Below are 13,749 nucleotides of genomic sequence, written 5' to 3' on the forward strand. Positions count from 1 at the left end.
AAACATCTTCACAGTATTCCAAGATAAAATAGAGAGGGCTCAATTCAAAAAATCCCCTTTAGTAAGGGGACTTTTTTACACAAAAAAAATGATTCGGTTCTTTAGTTTACTTTTTCAGTTGGTATATGGGACATACTTTTCTCCTGGAATCCCACATCTTTTTATTATTTCAGTAAAACCAACTTTCGTTGAGACCTTCCTTCCCATTTTACTTCAAGGACATAATAACCTGCTGAAAGACCGGGAAGGGGAATAATATCCCGAGCTCCCTGCCTAAAATCCCTACCTTTCTTCCAAATATGCTTTCCGGTGATATCTATTAATCCAATGCTACCGGCAATTGATGGAGCATACCACTTTAATTCCAAAGATTGTAGCTCATTGATAATGCGGGCATCAAACGCATTTGCCTGATCCAGTTCCAGCTCAATTGTACGACTATATTCGACCTGGCCATCTATATCTAACATGGCAAGGCGATAAACATTTTTTCCGATCTGAAGGTCTCTGTCCCAAAATTCGTATGTCGATTTTCCTGCTGCGTTTACGATGCCAAGAGATTGATAATCCAGATCGTAATCTGTTTTTCTCTGAACTTCATAATGCGAGAAGTTTTCTTCCAGGCTGACCTTCCAATTAAGAAGCGCTGATCTATCCATGAGTTTTCCTTCGAAAGACTCCAATACTACCGGAAAGATAGTCTGGCTGAAATTGACCGAGACAGACTCAAGTTCCGCAAAGGTTTCTACATTCTCATCATGACTGGTAAAAGCGATCCCAGCATAAAGAGTATCCTTAAGGTTAAGGTTGATAGGAATATCATTATTATTGAAAATGTTCCAGGTAATTCCGTCTTCAGATTCATAAGGGGTATAAACATTGCCTTGGCGAACGAGCTTCAACCAGTGAGGGGGATAATAGCCAATGGCAATCTCCCGATAAGATCCTTGTCCGGTTCCCGGCCTGTATTGAATCGTCAAATAGTGATTGGGGTTTATCAAAAAGAATACATTGGCAGCATCATCGTCCAGACTTTCCCGGAACATGATCCCGATTTTTGTGTCTTCATCAGCTTCAGTTGCAGAATTTACTTTGATAATCATTTCCCCATCTCCACTTACCTGAGTGGCAAAAAATCTTCCTTCATCATTTCTGCTCCAGATATTATTACCGCCAGCTGACATCCGAATTATGTTACCAGTCTGACAGGCGCTGCCGGGGATAGTTGGCGTACCCAGTGGAACATCCACCCAATTGGGAGGATCTACACAAGGCGGTATCGCTTCACAATTCAGGACGACACTGGAACTAGCACCGCTACCTGAATGATTGATATTGAAAGTTGGAGAAAAATTTCCCGTCGCTGTAGGGCTAAAGTTTATATCCACAAGCGCTTCTCCATTTGCAGGGAGCGTAGCAGGCAGGGGATTAGCCAGATTAAAACTTGCATCTGACAAAGATGAAGCAGTCAGAGAAATAGGCGTGGCACCCGGGGTAAATACCTTAACAGGTATAGTAGCTGTAGTCCCCAATTCTATTTCTTCACAGCTGCCTTCCTGCTCCATCAGAAGTACGCCATCCGGAGAAGGACCAACCGTCAACTTTACTACAATGGTATCCGGGCTGAAAGGAACACTTATGGAAGGATCTACTACATCTTCACCATTTCCACTCAGAATCAAATTGCTATAATATGTTCCTGAAGCAAGGCCTGAGCTATTCACTTCTACGGGAATCTTTGAAGCTGTTACATCCAAATTAATAGTTGCCGGAGCAGATAACCAGGAAGTAGTTGTTTCCGAATTAAGATTGGCTAAAAGTTTAGCAGAAAGTGTCCATGCCAGTACCTTTTGTTTGGCTGATAAACCCTGATAGACCCAGAAGTCCAGGGTATCTTTCCCCCAGCCCAATTCATAGACTGGTGAGCGGTTAATCTGGGTATATTGCGTAATAGTAGAGGATACACCTCGGGAAGGATTTCCTCCATGCGAAACAATCAAACTATCTTTATATACAGTAACCGCAGGCAAATGAATGGTATTGGGGAATTCCCAGCTAGCTTCCTCAGACCATGTACCTAAAGCGGGGTCATATACCAGGGTAGTTTTTGAAGTGGTTACCCCCGTTTCAGAACCCACCTGATACACTTTTCCATCCAGGGCAAAGCTGTTCAATTCCGCATGAGATCGGATGTAAGGCAAATCAGGAAGTGGAGTCCATACATCCGTTTCTAAGTCGTATACATAGCCGTCTTTTTGATCTTCCCGACAAGGAGGATAAACCGGAGAACCGGGGCAACAATCATGATTAAGTTCGCCTGCAAAAGCATAAATTTTCCCTCCCAGGGCAACTACGCTTAAATGAGCTTTGCCTTCTGGTAATGGAGCTCTATAATCCTCCCATTTAGCATTCACAGGATCAGCCAGCCAGGCATCAATATCAAAGGTGTAATGCTTATAAGACATGCCCGTACACGCATTGAAAAAGCCCCCGATATAATGTAAAGTTCTTCCAATATTCACACAATAACCATTCGCCAACGGAATCGGCAAATCAGGACCTGCACTCCAATTATCTGTTTTGATATCATATAGCCAGACCTCTTCGGTAACAGGACCCGGGTTTTTTCCGGTTCTTCCGCCCAAGACCCAAATGGTATCACTAACCAGTACATTTGTTGTATGAGTAACTCCAGCTTCTGTAGGATCGGTCTCATACTTAGAGATCGGCATGGGAGTCAGAGAAGTCCATGCATCATTGCTAATATCATAGACCTCCAGAGAATTCACAATGAACTCTTTGTTGTTGATAAGCGTGAAGCCGGAAAGGACATAAAATTTATCTTCCAATCTTAAACCACCTGCTAGCCATCTGGCATCAGATGCACTGCTTAGGCTTTGCCAATTTTGGCCCCATGAAGAAGAAGAAATGAATAGGAGAATAACTCCCAGATAGAGAATGCGTAGAGTAGACGACATAATTTAGATAAATCCCAATTATAATTCAAGAACCCATAAATTATGGGAGATAGTAATAGAAAACTTAAGTAAGCAACAAATCCTCAGAATTGAAATATTTTGATAGTTTAAACTTGTATTCAATCAAAAATAGTCATTTAATTGATCAAAAAGACCTTTCCAGGCTCGTTTCCAGAATTTACAGCTATCTTATTTTTATTTTATTGGACAGCTTTTTATGAGAAAGGTCACTCCGAATATTGCTTGACAGAAAATTTCCTATCAGACTTTAGGACAGAAAAAATGCTGTATCAACCGAATAAACAGTCTGATACAGCATTAATTATTTTTTTAATTCTCCCTCAGGAGAATCAGCTTAATTTATTCGTCCAAAGTCATCTTCCAGAATTTTTTAATTTCTTCTTCAGATGGTTGGACCGCCGGGCGAATGATACGAAATCCAATAAAAGGAGAATCCGTATTCCACCAGAAACTTTTGGGCAATTGAGGATCTCTTCTTTTCCAGTTCATGGAAGATTCCAATCTTTCGGCCGAACGTAAATATTCCGGATCATCATCATAGCTTCCTCCCTTAACTGTACGCGGATGCAATTTTGTAGGCCTGGCCCAGGGAGATTCCGTTCCTGCCTCCATATTGCTAATAAAGTCAGCCTGGTATTGATCCAGGGTCCATTCACCAACATTTCCCAACATATCATATAATCCCCAGGCATTGGGTTTCTTTTCGCCAACTTTATGATAGCTTCCATCGCTATTTTCATAATACCAGGCATAGTCTCCTATTTCTGTAGCATCATCTCCAAAAGAATAAGCAGTTGTAGTTCCGGCTCGACAGGCATATTCCCATTCGGCTTCCGTTGGAAGTCGGTAAAAAATGCCGGTTTTGTCATACAACCATTTACAATACTTCAAGGCAGCATATTGGGTCATCGAGCCTGCAGGAAATCCGTATTTCCCCATACCAAAAGTAGGATCCTCATATGGAGGACTTGGACGAGAAGCTCCATCTGCTTCATAAACTCTCCCATCAGCATGGGTGATGTCCTGATCTTTCTCACGATCTCTGAATATATCGTATTCGTCAAAGGTAACTTCATACATCCCCATCCAAAAGGCTTCCACTTTTACCTCTTTTTGAGGTCCCTCATCCGCTTCTCGCTTCACTTCACCTTCAGGACTTCCCATCATAAAACTACCCGCAGGTATATGCACCAATTTAAAGGTAACATCTGTTCCGGTTATTGTATCCTCTCTGATCTCAAGATCAGCTGATTCTTGCCCATATAGGCTCAAACACAAACTGGTCAGTACCAGTCCCAGAAAAAATACGGCTTTGCTTATCAGATTCATGTATTTACCAGTATTTTAAAAATTACAGTTACTTCTTTTTCTACTTCCAGACTTCCAAAGAAAGCCGTTGGAGGTTCCATTCCATAAGCCGTCATATCCAGCGTATGGCTCCCCCAGAACTCAAAGCCTTTTTCTGCTTTTTTACCTTCAAGCAAAAGGACAATTTCTTTACTTTGACCAGCCATTTTCAGGCTACCTGTACTGGAAAGCTTGAAGCTTCCTTCACTTGTTTGCATGCATTTGGCTGAAGCAGACTCAAAAATAATCTGTGGGAATTCTTCGGCTTTAAAAGCCTTGAAGATCTTCTCATTCATATCTGGTCCTCTTCCTTCCATACTTTTGACCTCCATTACAATGAGGATGTCTTTGACTTCCTCTCCCTCCTTACCACTAAAGCCTTCACTCAAGGCCATTTTGCCTTCCAATTGCTTTACCGGAACTGACCAGTCGCTGACCGTAGAGCTTCCGTCAACCTTGACTTCAGATCCTTCAGCAAAGGCATAGCTTCCTTGCGCATGGATGGCAGTAAGAAAAAAGAATGTAGTTAGAATACTAGCAATTAACTTTTTCACCTGTTTCTCTTGTTTATTTTGAGTTTATAATTCTCTTATCCAGATATTTCTATAGCTCACCGGATTTCCATGATCCTGCAGCATAATGGGAAGTTTGTCAGCATGCTTGGTGTATGCAGGCAAACCTTTATAAGGAGTATGGCCTCTCAATACAGAATGGTTCTGAACCAGAACTCCATTATGAAGTACCGTTACAGATGCGGGCCTGATTACGGCTCCTTTCTCATTGAAAATAGGAGCCATGAAGATAATATCATAGGTCTGCCATTCTCCCGGAGCTTTCGTGGCATTTACCAGGGGAATAAATTGTTTGTAAACACTACCAGCCTGTCCATTGGAATAGGTGCGGCTTTCATAGGAGTCCAGGACCTGTACTTCATAGGTACTCATGAGAAAAACCCCACTATTGCCTCTTCCCTGACCTTCTCCTACAATCTCAGTAGGAGACCTCCACTCGATATGCAATTGACAACTACCAAATCCCTGCTTTGTGCGAATGCTCCCAGTTCCTCTTTTCACTGTCATGGCACCATCTTCCAGGCTCCATCCGGCAGCTTTCCCATTTGTGGTTTCCCAGCCGTCCAAACTACTTCCATCAAATAATACAATTGCATCCGAAGGGGCAGCAGTGCCTTCACCGGGAGTTACTTTAGGAGGAACGGGTTCCCACAATTCTGTAGCGCGTGGATCTTGTTTGTCCCTTTTCCAATCCTGTCCATAAAGACCGGAAAAACCCAGAGAACAAATGGCGATAAGTATAAGTAGTCTCAACATCAGTTTTGGTTTATTTTATTAGGTTTAGATTATGTTTCGAATATATAGGTTTTCGAAATTTATGACAAAGAGTGCAGGACTTATCCTCCTTCTTTGCTTATATTAATTTTTTATCTACTCCCGACATATCATTTATGAGAGCCGCTCAATTAATATTTTATATTTTCCTCCTCTTCTCAATTTCCTGCAAAGAAACTGCTTCTGAGGATGAGCAATCCACAAAACAGAAAAAGGAGATAGATAGTGGAACTATAGAACATCAAGGAGCTTCTATTTATTATCGGAGTATAGGAAAAGGAGAACCCATTCTGGTGGTTCACGGCGGTCCGGGTATGGATCATTCTTATTTTCTCCCCCATATGGATGAATTGGCCGATTCCTATCGTCTCATTTATTTTGACCAAAGAGCAGCGGGTAAGTCATCTTATGATCTTGACAGCAGTCAGATGAATATGCAGCTCATGGTGGAAGATATAGAAGCCATCAGGCAACATTTTTCTTTGGAGAAAGTGAATATCCTCGCTCATTCCTGGGGAGGCTTATTAGCGATGTGGTATGCAAAAACTTATCCCGACCGCTTAAAGCGTTTGATCCTGGTAAATACAGTTGCTGCAAATAAGTCCTATGAAGCTACAGCTGCGGAGAATCTCCAAAAAAGGAGGCTCGAAGCGGATGCCTTGGCCCTGCAAGAGCTTATGCAGAGTGATGCATTTAAAAATCAGGAGGAAGAAGCCTTTTTAAAGGTTTTCAAGCTAAATTTTGCCCCCTCCTTCTTTCATCGGGAATACCTGGATAGCCTGCAATTATTTTTCCCGGAAGCTTATAGAGAAAGGCAAGGGAAACTGATGTATCTCCTCCCAGACCTACAAGCTTATGATCTATATGAAGAATTATCAAAAATTAAGGCACCTACCCTATTGCTTCATGGTGACGTAGATGCCACTCCTCTCGCTGCTATCGAAAGAATTGCAGAGCAGATTGAAGCTTCGCAGCTCAGCGTACTTTCCCAATGCGGGCATTTCCCATTCATCGAGGCAAAAGCTGCATTTAGAAACAGTATCGATGGATTTATGAAACCTTAGACTAAAGAATCTTCTCTGAACTAAATATTTCGGTATGTTTTGATTTGGAAGGAGCGTCAATTATATTGTCAAACGCTACTAACATACTACACACATGAAAATCCTATACCAGGCATCTAAATGGGCAAAAATCAATCCGATAAGCGCCCGATTACTTATAACCTTTGCGACCATCATTAGTGTAGGGATCCATTATTATGGAGGCCTTTATCTATTTGCCCATGATATCATTTTCCCATATCCTCTGGCTGTCATTTTCAGTTTAATTTCAATAAGTGGAATTCTGCTTTATCCACGTAAAAAGACTTTCAAAGCTGGATCAAGTAGAAATTTCAGAAAAAGAAAAGCCCTCGACTTTTTGATCTTCTTTTGTGGGGCTCTTATGGTCGTCTTTCTGGCCAATCGAAGAGCTGCTGAAGTCTGGACAGATCCGGAACTTTCTATAAATACCGAACAGCTAGATTCGCAGAGTGAACATTCAAGTATTCATTTTACTTCCAGCGTCCATCCAAAGAATCTGGAAGAAGCTCCCAGCTCTTTGACTCCCAAAGAGCTGAGAAAACAAATGAAGAAACAATTCAAGGAATTGAGGAAACTGATCAAAACAGAATTAAAAGACCTCAAAGCCAGAAGAAAGAAAGGAGAAACCGGTACTGGAGCAAAAGTTCTGCTGACGATATTGACCATTGCTTTGGCGATAGGCCTGGGGATGCTGGTTGTAGCTTTGGCTTGTAGTGTATCCTGTAATGGAAATGAAACCCTGGGGGCTGTCATTCTAATCATCGGTTGGGCAGGAATTCTCTTCCTGGCTTTTTACTTCATTAAGAGGATCTTCTCTTCCGATGGACCTCGACCCCGTCCACCCAAACCCGAGGATAGTTCGTATCCATATTAAATGGATAAAAGTATAAAAAGAAAAGGCCTGTTTTAGTAGCAGGCCTTTTCTTTTATCTGGAATTATGAAAACAGAAAAAGCCCGACTCAATCGTCAGGCTTTTTGTCATGGAATTTGTTCCGTTTATCTTTGTTTTCCTATTTCCTCTGATTTTGTGCTATCTGGAGCATAAAAGTAATCAAAGGTACTTTGGAATAAATCTTTTAGCATTCCGAAAGAGCTATCATCATTCTTAGCGATTTTAGCTTTTTTCTGATTTTCTTTTTCCTTCGTCTTCTTTTTGTCCTGTCTTTCGTCCTCTTCACCTTCTCCTTCCCCTCCCTGGCCTTCTCCATTATTCTTTTCAGGATCAACAGTTTTAGACTTCAAAATTTTGTTTCCTTCCTGATAATCAGCCGCTTTAATCGTATTGACTCCTAGCGGAAAAAGCAAAAAAGAAAGTAGAAACGTGTAGAGAAATAAAGATTTCATGCCGTAGTCGTGTTAGTCGTATCTCTATTGTACTCAGAAACCGACACAAAGTTTAGATTTTGGACATTTTTTTTATCCGTACATAGCATTTAGACAAATAATAAGAGGAGATTATTCCCGAATTGTCAAAATATTTTCTAGCTACTATTTTGCAAATAAGGATATTTATCTATAATTCCCTATTGATTTAACTCACTCTGTAACATGAAGCGACTACTATTCATATCCTCCCTATTCATTTTGCCTCTCCTGATTGCGATGGACTCTGAGCCAGAACGCATGGATAAACTGAAAGATTTGGTTGACAAGGAAGTTCCGGCAATTGAGAAACTCTACAAGCATCTCCATTCCCATCCCGAATTATCTTTGCACGAGCAAGAAAGTGGAAAGACATTGGCGGAGCATGTTCGCAAATTAGGCTATGAGGTTACGGAAAATGTGGGAGGCCATGGCGTAGTTGCTATGTTGAAAAATGGGGAAGGTCCTACCGTTTTGATCAGAACCGATACAGATGCCTTACCCATCAATGAACAAACTCCTATAGAATGGGCTAGTAAAGTTACAGCCAAGACTGATGACGGTTTGGAGAGTGGAGTCATGCATGCTTGCGGACATGATATGCATATGGCAGTATGGGCAGGTACGGCAAAAACCCTTATAGAAATGAAAGATTCCTGGAAGGGAACCCTGATGATGATAGCCCAACCAGCGGAAGAGATTGGTGCGGGAGCCAAAGCCATGCTGGAGGATGGTTTATATGAAAGATTTGGCGTACCGGATTACGGAATTGCCCTTCACTGCAATGCAAAAATGGAAACAGGTACTATTGGATATTGTCCCGGTTATGCGTTGGCAAGTGTAGATATGGTAAGTTTAAAGATTTTTGGAGAAGGAGGACACGGGGCTTACCCGCATACAACGGTTGATCCCGTAGTATTAGCTTCCACCATTATCATGGATTTACAGACCATCATCTCAAGAAATGTTACCCCCACGGATGCTGGCGTGGTTACAGTTGGCGCTATACATGGAGGTACACGTGGAAACATCATTCCTGATCAGGTAGAGTTACAGCTCACCCTTCGTTCTTATAAAAAGGAGGTTCGAGATCAGATGCTCAAAAGAATCAAAGAAATTTGTGATGGAAATGCCATGGCCTTTGGACTTCCACCAGAAAAATATCCCGAGATGGATTTCACCTTTAATTCTACACCTGCTACCTATAATGATCCCAGCCTGGTTGAAAAGACCTTACCTGGATTTATCGAAGCGCTAGGGAAAGATAAAGTGATCCAGACGCCCCCTGTAATGGGTGGAGAAGATTTCTCTCAATTCCACAATACAAAAGAAAAGGTTCCGACTTTTATGTTTAATCTCGGAACGGTAGAAGCTGACAGAATGAAAAAGATGGAAGAAGAAGGACATGTACCCGGTTTGCATTCTCCCTTTTACTATCCCGATCCCACAGAAAGCATCCGAACAGGCATTACGGCTATGAGTGCTGGAGTAATGGAGATTATGAAGAAATAGGACTTAAAAAGCTATAATTCCAGAAGTTTTCTTTTTATCCAGTTTCAAAAGACCGCTGGCTGCGCTTCCTTTGAGCCGAATGATATTGTTCTGGGTGGGAAAAAGATCAATAAGGATGGTATTGGAAATATCGATCACTTTAGGTCTGAAATCCATCTTGCCTCTATAAATGGAGAAAACAGCATCTCCTTCTATTTGACAAGAATGCATACGGATATCTGGAGCTTTCCCGTCCATAAGAATTTCTACTTTCTCCAGGAGGTATTGATGAACTAAAGAAGCTTCTTCCTCATTAATTCCATCCTGAAGCTTAACGATCTTTCCCAAAGTAGAACGAACAGCATCTTCCAGATCATCTGTAAAAATTTTGATCTGCACCTCAAGGTCCTGCTTATTTTCCTGATAGGAAATATCAGTTATACTGACATAAAAGGCATGTTCAGGAGATAAGAAGAGTGATAAATAGAAAAGGCCTAATATTAGCTTCATAGGATATTTGCCCAAAAGTTCAGCAATCAATTTACGCCAAAACCAAAGAATAAAGGGAAAAATAGTATATTAAATAGTCCAAAATCAGGATCTAATGAAAATTGCTACACTCAAACTCAATTTATTGGGGATACTTCTACTAGCTGGCTTTTCCTGCCAAAATGCTCCCAGAAACGCTCCTTCCTCCCATCTTAATGAAGAAGATTTAAAAGTGATTCGATCCATCTTCGATGAAGCGCTGGCGAATGGAAACGGATATGTCTGGATGGAAGAATTGTGTAAAGATATAGGTCCCAGGTTGAGTGGGTCAGAAGAAGCTGCTAATGCCGTAAGCTGGGGAAAAGCCTTGATGGAAGAATTGAAGTTTGACAAAGTTTTCCTCCAGGACGTCATGGTTCCCCATTGGGAGCGAGGCAAAAAGGAGCATGCAAGGATTGTGGGGGGAGATGAATTAGCCGTTCTGGCAATTGGAGGTTCTGTTGCAACTCCTCCGGAAGGTTTACAGTCGGAAGTAGTAGAAGTCTTTTCTTTAGATGAAGTCGATGATTTGGGAGAAAGCGGAGTAAAAGGAAAAATCGTCTTTTACAATAGAGCTTTCGATCAAAGAAATATCAATACAGGAGCCGGATATGGCGGGGTTGTAGATCAAAGATCGCAAGGGGCATCCCGAGCTGCTAAATATGGAGCAAGTGCGATTATCATGAGGTCTGCCAGCTCTGCATTTGATGATGCCCCTCATACAGGTGCTTTGCGTTATGCAGAGGATCAGGATAAGATTCCAGCTGCTGCCCTCGGTGTACAATCAGCTATAAAATTGGCCAAAGCCCTGAAAGATGATCCGGGACTCAAACTTGAACTGGCTATCCATAGTCAATGGTTTGAGGATGCGCCTTCTCATAATGTAGTCGGTGAACTCCAGGGTTCGATTTCCGACAAGATTATAACCGTAGGTGGACATCTGGATAGTTGGGATGTAGGAGAAGGTGCACACGATGATGCCGCCGGATGTATCCATTCTATAGAAGCTCTTCACATATTGAAAAAGCTCGATATCAAGCCCAAACATACAATCCGCGCTGTCTTGTTTATGAATGAGGAAAATGGTACACGCGGAGGACAAAAGTATTCGGACCTGGCTCAAGAAAATCAGGAGAAACATCTTATCGCTATTGAAAGTGATGCAGGAGGATTCAGTCCCAGAGGATTTGGCCTTTCTGGTCCGGATGATATGCTGGAGCGATTCAGATCCTGGTTGCCTTTATTCCCCCAAAATACCATCAGTTATATCAATAAAGGAGGAGGAGGAGTTGATGTGGGTCCTATCCATCGAGATATGGAGGTTCCTATGATGGGATTAAATGTAGATCCTCAAAGAACCTTCGACTATCATCATTCGGAGACGGACGTATTTGAAACCGTAAACAGACGGGAACTTCTATTGGGTTCTGCTTCCCTGGCAGCTATCATTTACCTTATAGATAAATATGAGAAGTAGGCGAATTAAGGGATCAAGAAGCTTTTTATTGCCATTTGGGTTTCTATGTCTTTTTTTCATAAGCCAATCTTTTATCCCCAGGCATGCATTTTATGTATCCATTCATGATATTCGTTTTGATAAGGACTGGGGAAAATTTGATATCAAGATCAAGGTTTTCACTAATGATCTGGAAGATGCCTTAGTGAATGCCGGTCATCCCCGATTTTTACTCGACACCCAAAAAGAAATAGAGGGAGCCGATATGGCCATTGACAGATACATTCAGGAGAAAGTCATTCTTTCAATTGCCCGGAAAGCCCTATCTCTTCAATTTATCAAAAAAGAATTTCGGGAAGACGCATGCTGGATTTATTTTCAGGCAGAAGCAGAATGTAAACCCAGAGAGCTAAACCTAAGCAGTAAGGTCTTACTGGAATTATTCGACAGCCAAACCAATATCATCCGATTGAAAGTGGGTGATCAGCGCTTCATCAGCAATCTCGACAAGCAGCTGTATCAGGAAAAATTTTCATTTAAATGAAAAGCAGGCGTAAGCTTTCCCTTTCTCTTACGACCTATCTGAAACAAGCTTTATTATATGGATCTATATAAACTCAACCGAAGAAAGAGCCTGAGACAGATAAGTTTAGGCTCTGCTGCAATACTAAGCGGTTTACCCGCTATAGCTTGCGCAAACAATGAATCCCAAAGAAAAAGCCTGGGAATAGCGCTGGTGGGATTGGGAAATTATGCTACGAACGCTCTTGCTCCTGCATTCGCCTCTACTCAAAATTGTCATCTTGCAGGCATTGTTACAGGTACTCCTGCAAAAGCTGAGAAGTGGAAAAAGGATTTCAACATTCCCCAAAAGAATATTTATAATTATGAGACCTTTGGCCAGATCGCAGATAATGAGGACATCGATATTGTATATGTAGTTCTTCCTAATGCCCTGCACGCAGAATATACCATAAAGGCTGCCGAAGCCGGCAAACATGTAATTTGTGAAAAACCCATGGCTTTGAATGCGGAGGAATGCCGGCAAATGATTGCTGCATGCAAAAAAGCAGGAGTAAAACTCTCTATTGGATATCGCCTCCATTTCGAAAAGCATCATCAGGAAGCCATGCGCCTGGGGCAAGAGGAAGTATTCGGCAAAGTTCGATTTATGGAAGGGGGATTAGGATTCAGGGTAAGAAATACCCAACTCTGGAGGTTGGATGCAAAGCTGGGAGGCGGAGGAGCAATCATGGATTTGGGGGTATACCCTTTGCAGGCTGCCAGATACATTACCGGAGAAGAACCCATTTCAGTTACGGCTCAGGGATATAATACTGCCCCCGATATCTACAAGGGTATCTATGAGTCTATCAACTTTCAATTGGAGTTTCCCAGTGGAGCCCTGGCAAATATTTCCACTAGTTATGGATATTATCTGGATCGCTTCAGAGCAGCTTCAGAAAGAGGTTGGTTTGAATTAAATCCATCATTCAATGGAACAGGCACAGACGGAATTACCAGCGAAGGCAAAATGGAATTTGAAGATGTTGTCCAACAAGCCAAACAAATGGATGATTTCTCGATTTGTGTTCAAGAGGATAAAGTATCACGGGTGAGCGGGGAAGAAGGCCTGAAAGATCTCATCATCGTCGATAAAATCAAAGAATCCATAGAAAGTGGAAGGAAAATACAGCTGATATAGCAGAAGTTTTAGGAAAGAATTCGCTATTTTAGGCTTTGTTACCTATACAAAACTTTTATCTTTGTATAAGAAATCTTACATAGAAGGCCCAGAGGTTTCGAATTTACGTATTCAGTAAAGCCGAGATATGTGAGAAAATCGTAAATTAGACATCGTTAAAACAAAAAAGATATGTCATTAGCTAGTATATTGTTGGTAGGCTTGCCCGGTGGACCCGAGATGCTTCTTATTCTGTTCGCGATCCTTCTTCTCTTTGGAGCCAAGAAGATTCCTGAACTGGCACGTGGCCTGGGTAAAGGTATCCGCGAATTCAAAGATGCTTCTAAAGAGATCAAAAGAGAGATCGATACAGAAGCCAAAAGAATTGATCCAAACCAGGAAGCATAGCATTTCTGATATTTTGGAGCATGTAAAAATTGAGTTTGCTTT

The 13,749-nt window shown here is 41.7% G+C and carries 13 protein-coding genes; 7 read left to right on the forward strand and 6 right to left on the reverse strand.

The window, feature by feature from the left end; genetic code table 11:
• Nucleotides 1-164 precede the first annotated feature (164 nt).
• The 4 genes from R8P61_12480 to R8P61_12495 form a co-directional block, all read right to left on the reverse strand.
• Nucleotides 165-2,978 (reverse strand): kelch repeat-containing protein, encoded by a 2,814-nt coding sequence (locus R8P61_12480; GenBank protein MDW3647876.1) that lies wholly within the window; start codon nt 2,976-2,978, stop codon nt 165-167.
• A 360-nt stretch (nt 2,979-3,338) separates the two neighbouring features.
• Nucleotides 3,339-4,328, reverse strand: coding sequence for a formylglycine-generating enzyme family protein (locus tag R8P61_12485; protein MDW3647877.1), 990 nt, complete (start codon nt 4,326-4,328; stop codon nt 3,339-3,341).
• Entirely contained in the window at nt 4,325-4,900 is a 576-nt protein-coding gene (locus R8P61_12490) for a YceI family protein (GenBank protein ID MDW3647878.1), read from the reverse strand. Before R8P61_12490 ends, R8P61_12485 begins: the two co-directional genes overlap by 4 nt.
• 24 nt (nt 4,901-4,924) lie before the next feature.
• Nucleotides 4,925-5,674, reverse strand: a complete 750-nt coding sequence (locus tag R8P61_12495; GenBank protein ID MDW3647879.1) for a DUF1080 domain-containing protein — start codon at nt 5,672-5,674, stop codon at nt 4,925-4,927.
• 134 nt (nt 5,675-5,808) lie between these two features.
• Here R8P61_12495 and R8P61_12500 point away from each other — a divergent pair, with 134 nt between their 5' ends.
• Entirely contained in the window at nt 5,809-6,756 is a 948-nt protein-coding gene (locus tag R8P61_12500; GenBank protein MDW3647880.1) for an alpha/beta fold hydrolase, read from the forward strand.
• A 94-nt stretch (nt 6,757-6,850) separates the two neighbouring features.
• Nucleotides 6,851-7,651, forward strand: coding sequence for a phage holin family protein (locus R8P61_12505; GenBank protein MDW3647881.1), 801 nt, complete (start codon nt 6,851-6,853; stop codon nt 7,649-7,651).
• A 123-nt stretch (nt 7,652-7,774) separates the two neighbouring features.
• On the opposite strand, the gene R8P61_12510 is transcribed toward R8P61_12505, so the two are convergent.
• Nucleotides 7,775-8,122 (reverse strand): hypothetical protein, encoded by a 348-nt coding sequence (locus R8P61_12510; GenBank protein ID MDW3647882.1) that lies wholly within the window; start codon nt 8,120-8,122, stop codon nt 7,775-7,777.
• 204 nt (nt 8,123-8,326) lie between these two features.
• On the opposite strand from R8P61_12510, the gene R8P61_12515 reads away from it, so the two are divergent.
• Nucleotides 8,327-9,652 (forward strand): amidohydrolase, encoded by a 1,326-nt coding sequence (locus R8P61_12515; GenBank protein MDW3647883.1) that lies wholly within the window; start codon nt 8,327-8,329, stop codon nt 9,650-9,652.
• Between the two features lie 3 nt (nt 9,653-9,655).
• Here the strand turns inward: R8P61_12515 and R8P61_12520 are convergent, their stop codons facing one another.
• Nucleotides 9,656-10,141, reverse strand: a complete 486-nt coding sequence (locus tag R8P61_12520) for a DUF6702 family protein (protein ID MDW3647884.1) — start codon at nt 10,139-10,141, stop codon at nt 9,656-9,658.
• 94 nt (nt 10,142-10,235) lie between these two features.
• On the opposite strand from R8P61_12520, the gene R8P61_12525 reads away from it, so the two are divergent.
• The 4 genes from R8P61_12525 (at nt 10,236) to tatA (ending at nt 13,707) form a co-directional block, all read left to right on the forward strand.
• Nucleotides 10,236-11,636, forward strand: coding sequence for a M20/M25/M40 family metallo-hydrolase (locus tag R8P61_12525; GenBank protein ID MDW3647885.1), 1,401 nt, complete (start codon nt 10,236-10,238; stop codon nt 11,634-11,636).
• Nucleotides 11,626-12,159 (forward strand): DUF6702 family protein, encoded by a 534-nt coding sequence (locus R8P61_12530; GenBank protein ID MDW3647886.1) that lies wholly within the window; start codon nt 11,626-11,628, stop codon nt 12,157-12,159. The genes R8P61_12525 and R8P61_12530 overlap by 11 nt, the downstream gene beginning before the upstream one ends.
• A gap of 57 nt (nt 12,160-12,216) precedes the next feature.
• The gene (locus R8P61_12535; GenBank protein ID MDW3647887.1) at nt 12,217-13,320 is read left to right on the forward strand and encodes a Gfo/Idh/MocA family oxidoreductase; all 1,104 of its coding nucleotides are present in this window, start codon (nt 12,217-12,219) and stop codon (nt 13,318-13,320) included.
• A gap of 171 nt (nt 13,321-13,491) precedes the next feature.
• Entirely contained in the window at nt 13,492-13,707 is a 216-nt protein-coding gene (gene tatA, locus R8P61_12540; GenBank protein ID MDW3647888.1) for a twin-arginine translocase TatA/TatE family subunit, read from the forward strand.
• Nucleotides 13,708-13,749: the final 42 nt, after the last annotated feature.

This window comes from Bacteroidia bacterium, assembly GCA_033391075.1.
Lineage (GTDB): Bacteria > Bacteroidota > Bacteroidia > J057 > J057 > JAWPMV01.